17 protein-coding genes are annotated in these 18,528 nt (G+C 69.7%); 8 read left to right on the forward strand and 9 right to left on the reverse strand.

Going from position 1 to position 18,528, the window contains the following annotated elements:
- The first annotated feature begins 790 nt into the window (after nt 1-790).
- Nucleotides 791-1,096 (forward strand): hypothetical protein, encoded by a 306-nt coding sequence (locus IG84_RS0119555; RefSeq protein ID WP_211266488.1) that lies wholly within the window; start codon nt 791-793, stop codon nt 1,094-1,096.
- A 9-nt stretch (nt 1,097-1,105) separates the two neighbouring features.
- Complete coding sequence (locus IG84_RS39995; RefSeq protein WP_157848916.1) at nt 1,106-2,050, forward strand: M56 family metallopeptidase; 945 nt, start codon at nt 1,106-1,108, stop codon at nt 2,048-2,050.
- Here the strand turns inward: IG84_RS39995 and IG84_RS0119565 are convergent.
- From IG84_RS0119565 to IG84_RS0119590, 6 genes are all read right to left on the reverse strand, one after another.
- Nucleotides 1,932-2,636: a DUF1775 domain-containing protein gene (locus tag IG84_RS0119565; protein ID WP_031058764.1), complete on the reverse strand. Its 705-nt coding sequence runs from the start codon at nt 2,634-2,636 to the stop codon at nt 1,932-1,934. The two genes, IG84_RS39995 and IG84_RS0119565, sit on opposite strands and share 119 nt — an antisense overlap.
- Before the next feature lie 17 nt (nt 2,637-2,653).
- On the reverse strand, nt 2,654-3,196 hold the full coding sequence (locus IG84_RS42295; RefSeq protein WP_169749886.1) for a hypothetical protein: 543 nt from the start codon (nt 3,194-3,196) through the stop codon (nt 2,654-2,656).
- Between the two features lie 280 nt (nt 3,197-3,476).
- The gene (locus IG84_RS0119575; RefSeq protein ID WP_031058770.1) at nt 3,477-4,268 is read right to left on the reverse strand and encodes a hypothetical protein; all 792 of its coding nucleotides are present in this window, start codon (nt 4,266-4,268) and stop codon (nt 3,477-3,479) included.
- 147 nt (nt 4,269-4,415) lie between these two features.
- Nucleotides 4,416-5,633 carry a DUF418 domain-containing protein gene (locus IG84_RS0119580; protein ID WP_031058773.1) on the reverse strand — a complete coding sequence of 406 codons (1,218 nt, stop codon included), beginning with the start codon at nt 5,631-5,633 and terminating at the stop codon, nt 4,416-4,418.
- Nucleotides 5,634-6,138: 505 nt separating this feature from the next.
- Entirely contained in the window at nt 6,139-6,894 is a 756-nt protein-coding gene (locus tag IG84_RS0119585) for a CbtA family protein (RefSeq protein WP_031058775.1), read from the reverse strand.
- Between the two features lie 18 nt (nt 6,895-6,912).
- Nucleotides 6,913-7,146, reverse strand: a complete 234-nt coding sequence (locus tag IG84_RS0119590) for a CbtB domain-containing protein (RefSeq protein ID WP_031058776.1) — start codon at nt 7,144-7,146, stop codon at nt 6,913-6,915.
- Between the two features lie 283 nt (nt 7,147-7,429).
- Between IG84_RS0119590 and IG84_RS0119595 the strand changes: the two genes are divergently transcribed.
- From IG84_RS0119595 to IG84_RS0119610, 4 genes are all read left to right on the forward strand, one after another.
- Nucleotides 7,430-7,981, forward strand: a complete 552-nt coding sequence (locus tag IG84_RS0119595; RefSeq protein ID WP_031058778.1) for a histidine phosphatase family protein — start codon at nt 7,430-7,432, stop codon at nt 7,979-7,981.
- Nucleotides 7,982-9,095: 1,114 nt separating this feature from the next.
- Nucleotides 9,096-10,034, forward strand: a complete 939-nt coding sequence (locus IG84_RS0119600) for an EamA family transporter (RefSeq protein ID WP_078649060.1) — start codon at nt 9,096-9,098, stop codon at nt 10,032-10,034.
- Between the two features lie 58 nt (nt 10,035-10,092).
- Nucleotides 10,093-13,974, forward strand: a complete 3,882-nt coding sequence (locus IG84_RS0119605) for an amino acid adenylation domain-containing protein (RefSeq protein ID WP_382467413.1) — start codon at nt 10,093-10,095, stop codon at nt 13,972-13,974.
- A 28-nt stretch (nt 13,975-14,002) separates the two neighbouring features.
- Nucleotides 14,003-14,233, forward strand: a complete 231-nt coding sequence (locus IG84_RS0119610) for a tautomerase family protein (RefSeq protein ID WP_031058785.1) — start codon at nt 14,003-14,005, stop codon at nt 14,231-14,233.
- Here the strand turns inward: IG84_RS0119610 and IG84_RS42950 are convergent.
- Nucleotides 14,208-14,432, reverse strand: coding sequence for a tyrosine-protein phosphatase (locus IG84_RS42950; protein WP_107053926.1), 225 nt, complete (start codon nt 14,430-14,432; stop codon nt 14,208-14,210). The two genes, IG84_RS0119610 and IG84_RS42950, sit on opposite strands and share 26 nt — an antisense overlap.
- A 364-nt stretch (nt 14,433-14,796) precedes the next feature.
- Here IG84_RS42950 and IG84_RS0119615 point away from each other — a divergent pair, with 364 nt between their 5' ends.
- Both IG84_RS0119615 and IG84_RS0119620 read left to right on the forward strand, forming a co-directional pair.
- Nucleotides 14,797-15,450 (forward strand): DedA family protein, encoded by a 654-nt coding sequence (locus IG84_RS0119615; RefSeq protein ID WP_031058787.1) that lies wholly within the window; start codon nt 14,797-14,799, stop codon nt 15,448-15,450.
- 184 nt (nt 15,451-15,634) lie between these two features.
- Nucleotides 15,635-16,204 (forward strand): gamma carbonic anhydrase family protein, encoded by a 570-nt coding sequence (locus IG84_RS0119620; RefSeq protein WP_051862025.1) that lies wholly within the window; start codon nt 15,635-15,637, stop codon nt 16,202-16,204.
- Between the two features lie 22 nt (nt 16,205-16,226).
- Here the strand turns inward: IG84_RS0119620 and IG84_RS0119625 are convergent, their stop codons facing one another.
- Together IG84_RS0119625 and IG84_RS0119630 are read right to left on the reverse strand one after the other, a co-directional pair.
- Nucleotides 16,227-16,646, reverse strand: coding sequence for a PPOX class F420-dependent oxidoreductase (locus IG84_RS0119625; RefSeq protein WP_031058791.1), 420 nt, complete (start codon nt 16,644-16,646; stop codon nt 16,227-16,229).
- 172 nt (nt 16,647-16,818) lie between these two features.
- Entirely contained in the window at nt 16,819-18,342 is a 1,524-nt protein-coding gene (locus IG84_RS0119630) for a PucR family transcriptional regulator (RefSeq protein ID WP_031058794.1), read from the reverse strand.
- Nucleotides 18,343-18,528 lie beyond the last annotated feature (186 nt).

The following is an 18,528-nucleotide window of genomic DNA, read 5'->3' on the forward strand; positions in this document are numbered from 1 at the left end:
GTCGGCGAGTGCGGCGAGATCATCGCGGCGCTCCGCGACGCTCGACGGGAAGGCGCGGGCGTTTTCGATGAGTGACTGCATGGTGGCCTGCCTTGTGCTGCGGGCAATTGATGGCAGGGGTGCTGTGAGCGGCTGCTGGGCCGCGCGGGGTGTCATGGCCGGCTCCCACGGCGGGGGCGGTGCTGCGCGGGGCGACCGATCCGGGAACGTGCACATCCGAGGTGCCGCGTTTGCGGATCGCCCGAGGGTGGTGAGGCGGCGGCAGGGCGTACGAGACGTACGCCGTAGGTGTACGGGACGGCTCCGCTGCCGTGCTTACCTGCGAGCCGACTGCATTGTGCGGCCGGTGCGGTGACAACGACGATGGGAACGACAGGCAGACCTGTCGGCTGGGCCGTGTGGGTGCGGCATCGGGTGTGCATCAGGTCGCGGCTGACACGAGCCGCCCGGTGCACGTCGGCTTGGGCGGGCGAGGGGGGAGCAGGGGCATGGGAGCGGTGTGCCGAGGTCGTGAACGGCGGGCCGTGCGGCCTGCCCAACAGCGGGCACAGGTCGCGGTCGCGGTAGGAAAACCGGTGAGAGACGCGCATGTGAGAGGCGCGGGTGAGTGCCCCGAAGATGCCAGCGGTGGGCGGCGCTGAACTCGAAGCCGCCGAAGCGTGTCGGTCGACGTCCACCTCCCCAAACTACTACACGACGTAGGAAGTCATGCCGTCCCAGCGATGGTGGACCGACGTCGCCTCTGCAGGCGGCTCGCACAGCCAAGAGAGGGAAAGGCAGGTCGGAGCAGTTGAGAGCATTCGGTGAACTGGAATCGGACATCATGCGCGTGGTGTGGGCGAGTGAGGAATCCCTCAGCATCCAGCGCCTCACCGATGTCCTCAATGAGGAGCGTTACACGGCCGAACTGATGGAACAGGCCCTGGCCTCATCGAGCGACCGCGCGAACGCGCTGCTGCACTTCGCCGGCCGTCTCGACGCCGAGGAGGCGGTGGCCCTGCGCAAGGCACTGGACACCATGCCGCCCGACCGCAACTCCGACCCCGGTACCGAGCCCGACCGCGATACCGATCTCGTCCTCGACACCGACCACTGAGGTCCCACTGTGTTAGTCATCGCAGCCTTGTTCGCCTACGCGGTACTCCTCGGCGGGCCGGTCGCTCGTCTGCTGACTCGTGCCCGCTGGGTCACCCGCTTCCCGCAGGCCGCCCTGCGCAGCTGGCACGCCTGCGCGCTGAGCCTTCTGGCCTCGGTGGTGGGCTTCCTCCTCGTGGTCGCGCACGACCTGTGGGAACACGCGATGGTGTGGCTCTTTAGCGCCGACGAGCCGCTGGTGCACGACGCCTACGGCGGCTCCTGGCTGGTGGCGGACATTCCCCGGGTCGCGTTGGCCGTCCTGTTCCTCGGTGCCGTCACGCTCATCGGTCTCACCCTGCGCAGTCTGCTGCGGCTTCGAAGGGAGCGGAACCGGCACCTGCTCACCGCCGACGCCCTGGGCAAGCACCACCGCATCCACGACCCGGACGTGCGGGTGCTGGAGCACACGGCCCCGGCGGTCTTCTGCATCCCCGGCACACGGAACGGCGCACGCATCGTGGTGACCACGACGGCCCTGGACATGCTGTCCGACACCGAACTCGCCGCCGCTCTCGCCCACGAGCGGGCCCACCTGAAGTACCGCCACCACCGCGCATTTCTCACCGCGGACGTCCTGACCGCGGCCCTCGGCTGGAGCGGGCTCTCGCGCGGCTACGCACAACAGGTGCGCCGCCTCGCGGAGATGGCCGCGGATGACCAGGCGGCGCAGAAGCACGGCCGGCGCGCCGTGGCCTCGGCGCTGTTGGAGATGTGCGCCGTGGGTCCCACTGTCACCGTGTCCGGGCTGCCCGCGATGACAGGAACCGACCCGGCCGAGCGCATCCGCCGCCTCATCAGGGCGACACCGCCGCAGGAGGCACTGGCGCCCGCCCTGAGATCAGTGGGATCGCGGGCGAGGAGCCATCATCCTTCTCCTCGGCCTGCTCGGCGCCCGTACTGCCTTCCGCGGTAGTGCTGCTCCCGGAAGGGGCTGCAGATGTCTTGGACTCCGAGGGGCTGGGGGAGAGGGGCGTGGCGTCGGCCGCCGCAGGCTTCAGCTCCAGCGTCGGCGCCTGATTGCCGTGGCCGCCGGCGTCCGCGTGGTCATGCTCACCGGGCTTCTCGAGCTCGATCCAACGGTCGGTGCGCCCGCCCTCGTAGCTCTGCAGGGTCTTGAAGGCCAACGACTCGACGTCGGGCAACTGCCGCACGGTGACCGAGTACGCGGCGTCCTTTCCGGCGGGTACAGCGGGGCCGGACACGGCGTAACCGCGCTCACTGCGTACGAACTTCCAGTTCCTGGGGCCGTCCTTGTACGTGATGTCCCTAGGGGAGAGCCCCTGGGGCAGGATGACCTCCAGCTTGGTGATGCCGGCGTCGGCCGACTCCGACTCGGCGTTGAAGGAAAGGGTGACGTTCTGGTCGAGGGCGCGGGCGCCTTTTGCCTCGACCTCGACATGGGCTGCGGCGGGCGGGACGGCGACGACGGAGGCCGCCGCGATGGCGGTGGCGATCACGGCAAAGCGGCGCGCGGTGCGCGCGCGGGGGCTGCGATACACGGGTAACTCCCGGGTGTTCAGGTGTAATGCGGGTGCGCGAGAATGCGGCCCGCTCGGGCGACGGGAAACGCACCCATCGTCGGCGGCCCCCGCCGCACCACTTCGTACGTCAGCACTGCCGCGGCATCCGGTGGCGACTGAGCCCGGGCCCGGACCGCTCGCACGAGTCCCTGCCGACGCGCGCGTGTCAGGCGCCCGTCCCGTACAACGGTCCTGGCCAGCGCGACCAATGCGTCGCCGAGACGCCGAACCATCCCGGCCGCCAGCCGGACCAGCTTCTGCCCGGCCGCATCCGCACGCTGCAGACACCATGCGACCAGCAGCGCGGCCAGGACATGGGCGGCGGTCATCGCCGTACCGCCGTGCTGACCGGCATGCCACATGGCATGCGGATCATGCTGCGATGCGTGCATGGGGTGCCCGCCGTGAGCCATGGCGTGGTGCTCGCCGGCCCACGCGAGCCAGAAGTGCAGCACCAGCTGTCCGGCCGCGGTTGCCGAGCAGACCGTGAACAGCGACCTGTGCCGGCGCGCGAGCGGCAGCGCCGCCACGAACAGCACCAGAAATGCGGGTAGCACTGCCCCCCAGTCCGCGGAACCCTGCGACATGAGATGGTGCCCGGCTGTCCCGAGCCCCGTACCGGCGAAGGCGAAAACCGCCGCGCGGAGAGCCGCCGCCCGCCTGCCGAGCGTGGCCCGCAACGCGAGGCGACAAGCTCTCCCGGTCCGGCCGCTCCCTCTCATGTCCGAACCATCATGAGGCATCGACACCCAGGCGTGTGGAGCACTGCTGATTGTCTCGCTCGTCGACCTCGATGCCGGCTGCCGTCATCGTGACAGCTCAGTGGCAGTTCCCGACATTCTGCGCGGTGGCCCTGATGATGTCCCGGACCAGGAGCAGAACCTGGTCACACATGAGCTCGACGTCGCGCTGCGACCGTGTCTTGCGAGGAGGAGCCGCGTCCAGACGGGCAGGGTCGTCCATGTCCAGCTGATGGGCCACGTCGTTGCGGGCGGTGAAGAACTCGTCCAGGTCCGCGAAGCGCTTCTTGGGGATCTGCTGGGCGGTGATGCCCAGGGCGCCACCGGCCCGTTCGCGCAGATCACTGCTGCCCTGGAAGCTGGCCTTCGTCTTGCTCCTGACGTAAAGCTGCAGGATCTGCGCGGCTGGGTCGACCGACTTCAACGCGGCGACGAAGTCACCTTCCACCTCTGGCGACCTGACCTGGTTCTCGACGAATGTTTCGTACTTGAGTTTCGCCGTCCCCGGCTTCGTGATCAGTACAGGGACACAGCCCGCGATCAGTGACTTCACCGCGGCATCCACCCCGGCGGAGGTGAACACGATCGCCGCCCGCAGGAGGTCCTGCTCATCCCGTCCCAGTCGCCCCCGGGTCTCCGCGTTCTTCTGCTTCGCCCGCGTGGTCCGTACCAGATGAAGGGTGTCGAACAAGCCTGTCACGCTGTTGTGGGTGCTTCGCAGCTTCCACCAGGAAGGGACGATCTCCGGGCACGCGTACGGCCGGTTGCCCAAAGCGGTGAGCTTCAGCTTGCGGATGTTCCCCGGCTTGCCGAGCGCGATCTCTTGGTCTTCAGATTTCGCGGACAGCTCTCTTGCCGACTCGTCCCCCACCTTGCCCCCCGTTTGCTCTTGTTCGGACCACCATCCTTCCCCAATCCATCCAAATAGGCCACGGGCCTGTTCAGTGCTTCCGGTGGATGTTCCGGGAGGGCGCGGACGTCCTCCAGCTATCACCATGTGCCCTCTGGGCCACGGGACTCACTTGATGCGGTTCGCCAGCGTGGTGGCCTTGTGCACGAAGTTTTCGAGCGGACCGCGCCGGAAAAGCCGGAACCATATGACGGCCATCAGTATCGCGGCCACGGTGAACGCGAACAGCACCAGCAAGCTGCTGGGCAGGTCCTCTTCCCACAGCGCCCAGATGGCCACGATGTGCAGGACGTAGGCGGTCAGGGACATCATGCCGACCGCGGTGACCGGTGCGGCGAGACGCCGTACGCGCGGCAGCCGGTCCACGGCGAACAGGCAGCCGGCCAGTACGGCGAGGGCGACCCCGGCATTGCCCACGATCGAGAAGGTCGTCTGGCTGTGCGGTGCTGCCACCAGGAGCCATTCGCGGAACGCGCCGTCGGGTTCGCCGACCGTGTCCGACCACCAGGCCGAGCCGGCGGAATTGCCGTCCGTGCGCGCGGCGATGGTGGCGTACGCGTTGGGAACCAGGTGCAGGGCGAGCCAGGAGCCGCCGTAGCCGAGCACGGCCAGCGCGCCGCCGGTCAGGGCCAGGCGGCCGCGGACCCGGGCGAGGTCGAGCCGGGCCACCGCCATGCCGGCGATCACGAACGGTATCCAGGTCAGGATCGGGTAGGCGCCGGTGAACAGGATCTCGATGAAGCCGTCCGAATCGGTGATCCTGGCCAGCGGGTCGAGAGCGATTACGGCGTCGGCCCAGCTTCCCTCCTCGATGGAGACCTTGATCAGGTACAGGTCCTGGGGGAGTATCAGCGCGGTGCCGGCAGCGATCACGGCCAGGGTCGCGGCGCGCAGCCGGTACAACGGGAGGGCGAGGAGGAACAGCAGCGCGTAGCAGGCGAGGATCACGTCGATCTGGGTGTCCAGCGCGATGAGGGCGATGCCCATGGCGAACAGCACGGCGGCCCGGATGACGACCTTGCCCACCGCCTGCCGCCCGGCACGGCCGGTCCGCGGCTCCGGACGGCCGGTGAGCAGGACCAGCGAGAACCCGGCGAGCAGGGCGAAGAGGGCGGAGGCCCGGCCGTAAGTGGTTTCCACCAGGAAACCCAGCGTCCCGCCGTCCATCGGGTCGGGGCCGACGTGGGCGGCGTACATGCCCAGTACCGCCAAGCCGCGGGCGAGATCGACACCGACCAGCCTGCGGACGGTTGGTGCGGCGGTCGGCTGCGATGAGTACGGCGGTGCGGCGAGGGCCCCACCGGCCTGGGATGTATTAGGTGCCATTGGGCCAAGATGTCCCGAGCGCTTGAAATATGAAATGACGCAACGGTATTCGGCGGTATCGGATGCCCGTGCGTCGTTGTACTGAGCCTGCCGGTGCACGAAAGCAGTATTGAGAGCTCGTTGACCCCGCCTGTACCTGTTCGGCGAACAGCGGCAACGTTATTGAGCCGGCCGACGATGAGCGGAGCGCTGCAGCAGTGACGGTTGTGACCGCGGAGGCATTCGGGGCACTACACGCCAAGGCGTGCTGTGCGCCGAATACATCCATCGCCCGTGAGGACTGCCGACAACCGCCGCTCTCTGAGCGGACGTTAGGGCCGGACGCCGTGGTGACGCGGCGCGTGGTGTCGGTGGGGACCGACCGCGGTGGGCAGGCCGGGCGGAACTTCTGGAACGCCTGCGGATCATCCTGCTTCGTACCACGGGACAGGAATCGTCGCGGCGTACGTGCGGGGCCCGTACCGGTCGCGCCCCCGGTACGGGCCCCGCACGTTGGACCGGCCGGTCAGGCGGTCCCGGGTACCTCCGTGGCGCCTTGAGCGGAGCGGGTGGGGTGCGGCTGCAGGACCCGTTCGGCGAGGAAGCCGAAGATCACGCCGAAGGCTGCCCACAGCAGGGCCTGGATGCCGAGCGAGGCGAGACGGAACTGCCACAGCACGGTGGCCGGGAAGTCCTTGGGCGTCTCGTTGACCGCCGGCAGGAATGCCATGGCCGCCGCGATGACCGCGGTGCAGCCGATCGCCGTGGCGAGAGCGGCGTTCCCGTTGCCGAGTCGGCCGGCCAGGCGGCGGCCGATGATGATCAGGCCGATGGCGACCAGTACGGACAGTGCGATCATCCCGAAGTACAAGATGGTGCGCTGGCCGACGGTGTCAGGGTCGCTGGCCCCCGGCGGATTGGCCGGGTACTTCAGGAACGGCACCAGGCAGACGGTGACGAACGCCCCGGCGGCGACCAGGGCGGCGGTCGCCCGTGCGCCGAAGGGGCCGATGCGTCCCAGAGCGAAGCAGAAGGCCAGCGTGGCGATGCCGCCCACCGCGGTACCGAAGATGAGTACCGCGGTGGCCAGACCGGCGGTGGACTGCATGGCCCGGCTGACCACTTCCACGCCGTGTTCGTGGGAGCGGGAGTCTTCGAACGCGATGCCCGCGTTCACCCCCGGCTCGCCGATCAGATAGGCCAGACCGAAGGCCAGCAGCCCTGCGGCCAGGCCGGCGAGCATGCCGCGTACCAGCAGCGCGCGCACGGTGACGGAGTTCATGAGGCTTTCCCCCGGAGCTCAGTGGCAGGGGAAGCCGAGCAGGTGCCGGCCGTCGTGCACCCACTCGTGGACGCCCGAGCCGGAGAAGAGGGAGGTGGCGCCCTGCTCGGCGCCGACGAAGTACAGCAGGACCAGCATCAGCAGGCCGAAGAACGCCGCCCAGGGCAGAATCGCCCGGATCGGCAGTTTGTTCGGCAGTTTCGCCGTGACCGGCGTGGACAGGGGGGAAGGGGCAGTTGCGGAGTGAGCCATGGCGGTACCTCCTCGGGAACACGCGTCCCGCTAGTTGGAGCACGCGACGACGGCGCCGGGTCTGACTCACCGGCAGCTCCCCGCTCGGCACGAGGGGCTGCACAGCACACAGTGGCGCGACCGTGCCGGATTTGCACCGGGCTTCCGTTCGCGCCGTCGTCCTATCTCACCAGACGGTACAGGCCAGCCACTTGGCGGCCAAGGTGGCATGCCTCACTTTCGTTCCACTTCCACTTCCGCTCCCGCCCGCGCCGCACCACCGGTACACGACTAGCCTGCCGCCGTGACCATCCGGCTGACCCTCCTCACCCCGGCCCCCGGCCCGGCCCTGCGTGAGGCACGCATCGACGACGACGGTCCACTGGACGAGCGAGGCCGGCAGCAGGCCCGCGCCGTCGCAGGTGACGTGCCCCCGGCCGACTGCCGACTCACCGCCCCTTCCCTGCGGTGCCGGGAGACCGCCGCCGCCCTCGGGCTGGACCCTGCGGTCGACACCGCTCTGCGCGACCTCGACCTGGGCAACTGGCGTGGCCGTACGCTCGACGACCTGGCTGCCACCGACCCGGCCGCGGTGGCGGCCTGGACAACTGACCCGGCCGCCGCCCCGCACGGCGGTGAATCGGTCGACCAGTTGTGCCGGCGCGTCGCCGACTGGCTGGACCACCTGCCCGACACTGTCGGCCGGGTCCTGGCCATTACCGACCCCGCCGTGGCCCGCGCCGCCGTCGTGCATGCCCTGACCGCACCCGCGCACGCGTTCTGGCGCATCGACCTCCGCCCGCTGACTCCCATCCACCTCACCGGCCGCGCCGACCGCTGGAACCTCCGCCTGTGAAGGACCGACGCTCCTGGGAACGGTGACGCTCGGCCTCGGCGATGCATTCCGCATCCTGCACGTCGGCAGCCTGGGCGTCGCCGAGACCCGATGAGATCAAACCGCAGGCCCACAACACCTTGCTGCGTGCCCGGCTCGGGTCCTCGTCCAGGGCGAGGGCCCGGTCGAGGTAGTAGCGGCCCTCCCGGCCGGACCCGCAGCCGTGCGAGGTCGGGGCGGTTGGCGTCGGTGACGGTGAATCCGGGGACCGCCTGGGCGGCCCGTTCGGCCAGCAGCACGGCCCGTGTCAGCACCTCGATCGCCATCCCGCGCGCCTCGACCAGGTGCTCGCAGGTGTCCAGCACCAGCAGTAGTTCCCGTCCGGCCGGATAGGCCGCCAGCACGTCGATCATGGCGCGGGTGGTCCGGTCGGCGAGTGGCAGCGCTTCGGCGATGGTGCGCGGCAGCAGCGCGCCGTCGTGCAGAGCGGACAGTTCCACCAGCCATGCCCCCTCGCGAAGTTGGCGCTGCAGTCCGTCCGCTGCCGCCGGCGCCGGCCGCGTCTTGCCGACGCCGGTCACGGTGAGGTGTGACGCAGCCGCTCGGCAGCCGAGAAATTCGGCGGGCACAGGCCGGCGTGACTGTGACCAGGGCCTTCCGGGCACGCCCTCGGGGATGGATACATCAGGCCGGAGGGGGTGACGTGGATCACCGCCGTCTTGGACTGTTGCGCCCGGCCGAGCAGGTGAGTGGGCTCAACTGGCGGACTGTGGCGAGGAGGAGACGCATCGTCCGCGAGCGCGCCCGATCCCCCCGCCTGAGGTCGCCCGGTCCATAGAGTGACCACCCTTGTTAGGTAAGCCTTACCTGATCTATGGTCTGGCCCGGCTGGATCCGGGTGCGACGGACGGACGCGCGATCGGGTTCAGTTATCCGCTCATTTCTGTCTAATTCGGAGATTCATCGTGCCCGAATCCGCACGGTCGGCGCAGCACGTCCCTGCTGCCGCCCGACCACCCATCGGCGATCGCCCGCAAGTAGGCGATCGCCTGTCCTTCCGCCCCCTCGTCCGCCTCGCCCCCGTCCCCAGGGCCGAGGCGGTCCTCGTTCCCGTCCCCAGGACCGAGGTGGCCAGGTGAAGGGCAACCGACTCGCACTCGACTCGCTCCTGACCGCGCTGGCTCCGGCGGTCTGGGGCAGTACCTATCTGGTGACCACGGAGCTGCTGCCTCCCGAGCGTCCCCTGCTGGCCTCCACGGTGCGGGCACTGCCCGCGGGACTGGTACTGCTCGGAATCGGCCGCGTGCTGCCGCGCGGAGTGTGGTGGTGGCGCGCCCTGGTGCTCGGGGTGCTGAACATCGGCGCCTTCTTCTACCTGCTGTTCCTGGCCGCTTACCACCTCCCCGGCGGCGTGGCCGCCCTGGTGGTCGCGATCCAGCCGATGCTGGTGCTGCTGCTCGCGGCGGCGCTGCTGAAGGACCGGATCCGGCCGCCCCAGGTGGCGGCGTGCGCGCTCGGCCTGCTGGGCGTGGCCCTACTGGTCCTGCAGCCCCAGGCGGGCGTGGACGCGGTCGGCGTGCTGGCCGGGCTCGGCGGCGCGGTCTGCATGGCCTCCGGCATCGTGCTCACCAAGCGCTGGGGACGGCCGGCAGGCGTGAACGTCCTGACGTTCACCGGCTGGCAGCTCGCCGTCGGCGGTCTCGTACTGGCACCTGCCACGCTGCTCGCCGAGGGCCTGCCGAGTCACATCACCGGTACCAATCTCGCCGGATTCGCGTACCTGAGCGTCATCGGGGCGCTGGTGGCGTACGCCGTGTGGTTCCGCGGCATCGAGCGGCTCCCCGCGCTCGCGGTGTCGATCCTCGGGTTCGCCAGCCCGCTGGCCGCGACGGTGCTCGGCTACGTCTTCCTGGGCGAGGCGCTGTCGCTGCTCCAGGGAGCAGGGGCGGTGGCCGTGGTCGCCGCCGTCTTCCTGGCCCAGCCCAGGCGGCGACGGACAGGCTCCCCGGCGCGGACCGCAGATCCCAACGCCGACGGGCGCGTCACCGAGGAGCCGACCGCCCATGCGTCGTAATCACGTACCGGCCTACGCACACGCACAGACACACGCACCAGCCACTGATCGGGAAACCGTGAACACCGCTCCGACCACCCGGCACATCCCACACATACGTGACACCCGCCTCGCCCCCAGTCTGCCCGATCTGCTGCAGGAGCAGGCGGCGTCACGGCCCGAGGCCGTAGCGGTCATCGGCGAGGACCAGAGCCTGACGTACCGGGAGCTCGCGCGGGCCGGCGGCCGGCTCGCCGCCCACCTGCGTCAACTGGGCGTGGATACGGGTGACACCGTCGGCCTGTTCGTCGAGCCGTCCCTGGACCTGATGGCCGGCGCCTGGGGCATCCTCTTCGCCGGTGCCGCGTATCTGCCACTGTCCCCGGAGTACCCCGAGGACCGGCTGCGCTACATGATCGAGGACAGCCGCACCCGCGTCATCGTCGCCCAGGAACACCTGGCCGCCCGCCTGGCCGAGCTCGCCCCGCAGGGCATCCGCATAGTCACCCTGGCCGATGCGGCGGAGCACCCGGAAGCAGTGGGTGGCGGCATCGGCCCGGCCGTTCCTCGCCTCGACGACCTCGCGTACGTCATCTACACCTCCGGCAGCACAGGGCGCCCCAAGGGCGTACTGATCGAGCACCGCAGCATCGCGTCCCAGATGCGCTGGATGCACGCCTGCGGCCACCTGGGCAAGGACACCACGGTGCTGCAGAAGACGCCGATGAGCTTCGACGCCGCGCAGTGGGAGATACTGGCGCCCGCGGTGGGCAGCCGGGTCGTCGTGGGAGCGGCGGGCATCTACCGGGACCCCCAGGCCCTGGTCCACACCATCGTCAAGCACGAGGTGACCACGCTCCAGTGCGTGCCGACCCTGCTCCAAGCGCTGGTGGACGACGAGGAGTTCTCCCTGTGCACCTCGCTCAGACGGGTCTTCTCCGGCGGTGAGGCGCTCTCCAACCGGCTCGCCCGTGCCCTCGCCGACGAGCTTCCGTGGGTGTCGCTGGTGAACCTGTACGGGCCGACCGAGTGCACGATCAACGCGACCGCGCATCTGGTCGACCCGGACGAGATCGGTGACGGTGCGGGCACGGTCCCCATCGGCGTGCCCGTCGACAACACCCAGTGCTTCATCCTCGACGAGAACCGCGCCCCGGTGGACATCGGGGAGACCGGCGAGCTGTACATCGGCGGCGCCCAGCTGGCGCGCGGCTACCTGCACCGCCCGGAGCAGACGGCGGAGCGGTTCGTCCCCTCGCCGTTCGTGCCCACCGAGCGGCTGTACCGCACGGGCGACCTCGCGTACTGGAACCCGGACGGCACCGTCCAGTTCGCCGGTCGGGTGGACAACCAGATCAAGCTGCGCGGCTACCGCGTCGAGCTGGACGAGATCGCGGTCGCGATCGAGGAGCACACCTGGGTCAAGCGGGCGGCGACGATCGTCACCGACGACGCGCGGACCGGCTTTCAGAACCTGGTCGCCTGTGTCGAGCTGAACCCCAAGGAAGCCGCCCTGATGGACCAGGGCAACCATGGTGGTCACCACCAGTCCAAGTCGAGCAAGCTCCAGGTCAAGGCGCAGCTTTCCAACCCGGGTCTGCGCGACCCCGAGGAGCTGGACGGCTGCCCTGCGCTGGACCTGCCCGGCAAGCAGGCGACCGAGCGCCAGCGGCGGGAGACCTTCGCCCGCAAGACGTACCGCTTCTACGAGGGCGGAAAGGTCACCAGGGACGACCTCCTGGAACTCCTCGCGCCGCGGCCGGTCAGCGGCTGCTTCCGTGGGCTCGATGAGCTGACGTATGCCGAACTCGGGGAGATCCTGCGGTGGTTCGGGCAGCATCGGAGCGAGGAGCGGCTGCTGGCGAAGTACGCCTACGCCTCCCCCGGCGCGCTGTACGCCACGCAGCTGTACTTGGAGACGGGCGGCGGCGTGGCCGGCCTCGACGCCGGCGCGTATTACTACCACCCCGTCGACCACAGCCTCGTCCGCATCGGTGACGCCGCGGCCGGTTCCGCCACTGCCGCCGGCCCGTACCTCTCCGTCCACTTCCTCGGCAAGAAGCGGGCGATCGAGCCGGTCTACAAGAACAACATCCAGGAAGTGCTGGAGTTCGAGGCCGGGCACATGGTGGGGCTGTTCGAAGAGGTACTGCCCGAGTACGGGCTGAACATCAGCCCTCTGGACCGTCTGCCCGCCGTCAAGGACGGCCTGGACGTCGCTGACGAGGACTACTACCTGGGCACGTTCGAGGTCCACGCCAACGACGGGACGCCTCGGCAGGACCCGACCGAGATCTATGTGCAGGCGCATCCGGGCGGAGTCGTGGACCTGACGGCCGGTCAATACTGTCATGATCATGGCAAGCTGAGACGCGTCTCGGACGGTCTGGTGGAGGCCCGGCATGTGATCGCCATCAACCAAGGCGTGTACGAGCGGGCGGGCTTCGGCATCAGCGCCATCAGCCGCGCGGACCAGCCGTGGCTGGAGTACATCACCCTGGGGAAGAAGCTCCACCACCTCCAGCGCAACGGCCTCGGCCTGGGCTTCATGTCCTCGGGCTACAGCTCGAAGACCGGCCACCCGCTGCCGGCCGCGCGCCGCATCGACGACATCCTGTCCGCCTGCGGCATCGCGCCGGGCCCCTCGTACTTCTTCCTCGGCGGTCGGGTCAGCCTGGAGCAGATCCGCAGCGAGGGCATGCGCGAGGACACGGTCCATATGAAGGGCCCGGCCGAGATGATCAAGGACGAGCTGGGCCGGCTCCTGCCCGACTACATGATCCCGAACCGGGTCCTGGTCCTCGACGCACTGCCGCTCACCGCGAACGGCAAGGTCGACGCCAAGGCACTGGCCGGCTCCGACGCGGTGCGCTCGGCGGATACGGGCAGCCCGTACGTGGCCCCGGCGACCCGGACCGAACGGTGGCTGGCCGAGGCGTGGGGCACCGCGCTCAAGTACGAGAACGTGTCCGTGGAGGACGAGTTCTTCGGCTCCGGCGGGAACTCGCTGACCGCCGTCGCGCTCGTCAACAAGATCAACAAGGAGTTCGGCACGCAGCTGCCGCTCCAGGTCGTCTTCGAGTGCCCGAAGCTGGCCGACCTCGCGGCCCGGATCGACGGCTCCATCGATACTGCCGAGCCCGCCTCACGGCTGGTGCCGCTGGCAACGGCGGACCAGGGTACGGACACGGCCAGCCCGGTGTTCTGCTGGCCGGGCCTCGGCGGCTACCCGATGAACCTCCGTCTCCTGGGCCGGGAGGCCGAACTCGGCGGCCCCTTCTACGGCATCCAGGCCCACGGCATCAACGCCGGAGAGACGCCCTACGCCACGGTCCGGGAGATGGCCGCCGCCGACGTCGCCGAGATCCGCCGCGTACAGCCCGAAGGCCCGTACACCCTGTGGGGTTACTCCTTCGGCGCACGGGTCGCGTTCGAGGCGGCCTGGCAGCTGGAACAGTCCGGCGAGCGGGTCGCGAACCTGCTGCTGATCTGTCCCGGGAACCCGAAGGTCCGCGAGGCCGACGGAGACCGTCACGGCCGCACCGCCTCGTACCGCAATCCGGCGTACCTCACGATCCTCTTCTCCGTGTTCGCGGGCGTCATCAGCGGCCCCGACCTGGAGCGATGCCTCGCGACGGTACGCGACGAAGCCGCCTTCGTGTCCTTCGTCCACGACCTGTACCCCGCCCTGGACGAGCAGCTGATCCGCCGGATCACCCGGATCGTCGGCCGGACCTACGCGTTCGAGTACAGCTTTCGCGAGCTGGCCGAGCGCCGCCTGAACGCGCCGGTGACCCTCTTCAAGGCCACCGGCGACGACTACTCCTTCATCGAAGGCCACTCCGGCTACTCCGCCGAACCCCCGACAGTGGTTGACCTCGACGGCGACCACTACAGCGTGCTGAAGGAGCGCGGCGTCGCCGAACTGGTCGCGGCGATCCGCGACCGCCTCGGCAAGTGAACCCACCAGCGATACAAAGGAGAACGCCGTGCCGCACGTCAACATCAAGCACTTCCCCAAGGACTTCACCGAGGAGCAGCACCATCGACTTGCCGAGGCCGTCACCACGGTCGTCATGGAACACTTCGGCGTCCACGACGGTGCCGTCTCGATCGCCCTGGAGCCGGTGGCCAAGGCGGACTGGAACGAGTCCGTCGGCGTCCCGGAGCTCACGGACCGCCGGCACCTGTTGATCAAGGCGCCGAACTACCGCAACTAGCCACGGATATCCCTTCGCCCGCCGCGCTTGCCGCGAGCAGCAGGATCGCCCTCCCGAAGCCGGTGCGGCCCTTGCCGGCGATGCAGTGGAAGTGGCGCGGGCGGCCAGCTGGCAGCTGCCCGCGCCGCGCGCGGCAACCGTGAGGCGGGGGGGACCGCAACCACTCAAGACGACCGCGCAGCCGATGACCAGTCGGCATTTTCTACAGCGACGCGCCGGCCCAGGGCGTCACTCGTAAACGTGCGAGTAACCCACGTCACAGATAAGGAGCCTGCCAGGGCCCCTGGATCCTCCGCCCGAACGCCTAATCGATGAATCGGCAGGTGCCGGAGCATGGTGCCGGAGAATCCGTCGGCGGCCGTGCGCAACTGATGTGGTCCACGTTGCGTCCCACCCTTTGGTGCACAGTGGCCAAGGCCGCTGTGCAGCGACTGCCGGCTGCCGTGCGTCACGCGCGGCGGCAGCCTGCGTGACCAGCAGATCGAGTACCCTTCCCTGACGTGCGGCGTCGCGCGTGAGGGGCGGCCCGTGGATGGGCCCGATATGAGGTGGAGGAAGCCGCGTTGCACGTCCAGGAGTGGCTCGAGTCCGTACCGGCGGTGAGCGTCTACCTCCTGGTGGGGGTGGTCATCGGGCTGGAGAGCCTGGGCATTCCGCTGCCGGGTGAGATCGTCCTCGTCAGCGCGTCTCTGCTGGCCGCGACGCAGGACCACATCAACCCGGTCGTGCTGGGGGTGTGCGCGTCGGTCGGCGCGATCGTCGGCGACTCCATCGGGTACGTCATCGGCCGTAAGGGCGGCCAGCCACTGCTGGACTGGGCCGGGCGGAAATTCCCGCGCCACTTCGGGCCCGAGCACGTCGCGATGGCCGAGGCGAAGTTCGACAAGTGGGGCATGTGGGCGGTCTTCTTCGGGCGGTTCATCGCCCTGCTGCGGATCTTCGCCGGGCCGCTGTCGGGCGTACTGCGGATGCCGTACTGGAAGTTCCTGATCGCCAACGTCCTGGGCGGCATCGTCTGGGCGGGCGGCACCACCGCGCTGATCTACAGCGTCGGCATCGTCGCGGAGCCCTGGCTGAAGCGCTTCTCCTGGCTGGGCCTGGTCGCCGCGGTCCTCTTCGGCCTCGGCTCGCTGGTCGTCATGAAGCGCCGGGCGGCCAAGGCCACCGCCACTGACCAGCAGGAGCGCCAGCCGGCCGCCACCGCGGCAACGGACTGACCGCTGCGCCGGGGCCCCGGCACCTTCCGCGCGCCTCACGCGACACCGGTGATCTTCCTCTTGTGATCTTCGCCCCAGTGGGGTGAGGTCCCGTCGTACGCCGCCTACGGTGCTCTCGGCGCAACACGATCACGCACCTGCACAGACGCGACGAGACGCGACGGCACGCGACGAGGAGACAGCAATGGCGGAACAGGCATTGATTTCCGGGGTCGGCGGGCCGGAGCCCAGGATCGACCCCGGGGCGTTCACCGCTCCCACCTCCGTCGTGCTCGGCGAGGTCACCATGGCTGCCGGTTCGAGCGTCTGGTACCAGAGCGTCCTGCGGGCCGACGGCGGCCCCATCGCCATCGGCGCCGAGAGCAACATCCAGGACAACTGCACCGTCCACGTCGACCCGGGCTTCCCGGTCTCGGTCGGCGAGCGCGTGTCGGTCGGGCACAACGCGGTACTGCACGGCTGCACCATCGAGGACGACGTGCTGGTCGGCATGGGCGCCACGGTACTGAACGGCGCCCGCATCGGCGCCGGCTCCCTCGTCGCCGCGCAGGCCCTGGTCCCGCAGGGGATGCAGGTACCGCCCGGTTCGCTGGTCGCCGGAGTGCCGGCCAAGGTCAAGCGCGAGCTGACCGACGAAGAACGCGAGTCGATCAAGCTGAACGCCGCGGTCTACGTCGACCTCGCCATTCGCCACCGCGAGACCGTCCAGCCCGGCTACGCCCCGGCCAAGCCGGCACAGCCCGACGAGGCGTAGCGGTAGCGACAGCCGCAGCGGATCAGCCCGGCTGGCTGCTGTCCTTCAGGGTGCCCCAGCCGTGCCAGCGGTCGATCTCGATCCAGGCGCTGACCCGCTTGCGGTCCCGCTGCGGGTACTCCTTTCCCATGTAGTGCTGGGCCAGCCGGTCGATGTCGGCCAGGCCGTCGTCGTCACGCAGTTCGACGACGCGCCCGATGATGCTGATGTGCGTGTACCAGCTCTCCTCGTCGAGCACGGTGAGCGTCACCCGGGGGTCCTTGCGCACATGGCTCAGCCGCTTACGGCCTTCATCCATGTTGACCAGCACCCGTCCGTCGTCCCAGAGGTACCAGGTGGCCGTGGACACCGGCTGGCCGTCGGACCGGAGCGTGGTGATGACAGCCGGGTTCGGCTTCCTCAGCATGGCGACGGCGGCCTCGGGAAGCGGCGGATTCGACATGGGCTCTCCTCCTCGTTGTGCTTGCGTTCACGTCCCGCGGCGCGGGCTCCGCACGGGGGCGGCCCCAGCCGTGAGACGCACCTGCACCGTGCCACATCCCGCGCGCCGCATCCCGCACCCACCCCCTCGGGTCTGCCCTATGGCCTAGCGCTTTCCTTGGGCAGCGTGTTCCTCACCGTGTGTGGCGGTGCAGGCGGAGGGCCAGATGTACGGCCAGTGCGCGGGGTGTGCCTGTCGGGTCGCCGCCGAGCAGGGTGAAAGCACGGCGCAGACGGGCGTAGAGGGACTGGCGCTGCAGGTGGAGGAGTTCGGCAGTACGGGTCTTGTGGCAGCCGGTCTCGAAGTAGGTCTCCAGCGTGGTGAGCAGCGGGTCCCGCTCCGGGGCGCGGAGCGCCAGGAGCGGGCCGAGCTGCTCATGGACCAGTGCGTCGGCCGGTGCGTGGAAGGAGTCGGCCAGCAGTAGCCGTTCGACGCTCAGGTCGGTCGCGTCGATGACGGTACGCGGAGGGAGTGCGGGGGAGAGGGAGGGCTGGTGCAGGTGGAGGGATTCCAGTGCCGCTTTCAGCGAGGCGCTGCAGTCGGCGATGTCGGGGAGCAGCGGGCCTACGGCCACCGTGGTGTCGTTGTCGCCGGTCGCGCACCAGGTGGTGAGGTCGCTGAGGAGGCGTGCGCGGGAGTTGGCTGCTTGTCCGGTTCGCGGCCGAGTGCGCACCGATATGAGTGCGTGCAGGGACAGTGGCGAAGGCATGTCCACGGCGAATCGCCCGTGCCGGCCCAGCAGTTCCTCCAGGCCGTGGAAGCCGGATGCGGGGCCTGCGGTCAGGGCCGCGATGCCGATCACCGGTGCCTCGGCCGCGAACCCGAGGGACGCGGCCAGCCGGCGCAACCGGTCGGGGTGGGTGGTGCCTCCGGTGGCGAGGCGGACCAGTTCGCCGGCGGCCAGTTCGCGCGGGCCCGGCGGCCGGGAGCGGAGAAGTGCCAGCTGCAGGGCTTCCGCGGTGCGGTCCCGGGCCAGTTCGATCATCTCCAGGTCGGCCCCGGGGCCGGGGTGCACCACCAGCGTGGCTGTCGGTACGCCTCGGATGGTGAGGCGCACGCTTGTGCCGTCGGTCGGGGCAGTCGGCCGGTGTGCCGGTGTCGTGTGTCCCGATACGGCTATGACGCGGTTCGCCGGGTCGAGGAGGGTTGCGGGGGCGCCCACTTGGCGGGTCAAGGCGTCCAGTACTTCCTGCGGCCCGCCACCTTCGGCGAGGAGGCCCGAGAGGTGCTGGGAGAGTGCGCCCACCAGCCGGAGGCGGGTCACCGAGTCATTGACCAGGACGCCGTTGATGACCTCGGCGACCTCGACGAACGGTACTACTCGGCGTAGTTCGATGACCGGGAATCGGGCGGCCGTGGCTGCTTCGAGGAGCGGCGGGGGCACGGCCGGGAGGGCAGCGCCGGTCTCTATGGCGACGCCCGCGACGCCGCGGTCGGCCAGCTTGCGGATGTAGGTGCGCTGTTCGTCGGCGGTCGCGCGGGCGAGCACGCTGCCGCCGGTCAGCAGCAGCTCGCCGCCGCGCAGCAGGGACGCGATGTCCAGTACCTCGCTGGAGTGGATCCAGCGCACGGCCCGTTCCAGCCCGTCCTGGCCTGCCAGCACTCGGGGCCGGGCGGGGGAGAGGCTGGGGTGCGCGAGGACCCGCGGCAGGGACATGGGCGTACGCGAGGGGATCGGCGAACTCGACGTGCTCGGCATGGATGACCTGCTGCACATGACGATGTGTCTAGCACCACGGACTGTCTGTGCGACAGACCGTCCCTTGTCTGGGCTGGTCAGGACACCAAGAATGAGCGGCCAACACCCACCGGGCAATGAACCCACCGAGCAATGAACCCACCG

This window comes from Streptomyces ochraceiscleroticus (genome assembly GCF_000720485.1).
GTDB classification, from domain to species: Bacteria; Actinomycetota; Actinomycetes; order Streptomycetales; family Streptomycetaceae; genus Streptomyces; species Streptomyces ochraceiscleroticus.

What these genes read in the sequence shown, in the direction of transcription:
- IG84_RS0119580 (WP_031058773.1), bottom strand. Translation starts at nt 5,633, where the DNA reads ATGGCACCTAATACATCCCAGGCCGGTGGGGCCCTCGCCGCACCGCCG.
- IG84_RS0119585 (WP_031058775.1), bottom strand. Translation starts at nt 6,894, where the DNA reads ATGAACTCCGTCACCGTGCGCGCGCTGCTGGTACGCGGCATGCTCGCC.
- IG84_RS0119590 (WP_031058776.1), bottom strand. Translation starts at nt 7,146, where the DNA reads ATGGCTCACTCCGCAACTGCCCCTTCCCCCCTGTCCACGCCGGTCACG.
- IG84_RS42950 (WP_107053926.1), bottom strand. Translation starts at nt 14,432, where the DNA reads ATGCCGACTGGTCATCGGCTGCGCGGTCGTCTTGAGTGGTTGCGGTCC.
- IG84_RS0119620 (WP_051862025.1), top strand. Translation starts at nt 15,635, where the DNA reads ATGGCGGAACAGGCATTGATTTCCGGGGTCGGCGGGCCGGAGCCCAGG.
- IG84_RS0119625 (WP_031058791.1), bottom strand. Translation starts at nt 16,646, where the DNA reads ATGTCGAATCCGCCGCTTCCCGAGGCCGCCGTCGCCATGCTGAGGAAG.
- IG84_RS0119630 (WP_031058794.1), bottom strand. Translation starts at nt 18,342, where the DNA reads ATGTCCCTGCCGCGGGTCCTCGCGCACCCCAGCCTCTCCCCCGCCCGG.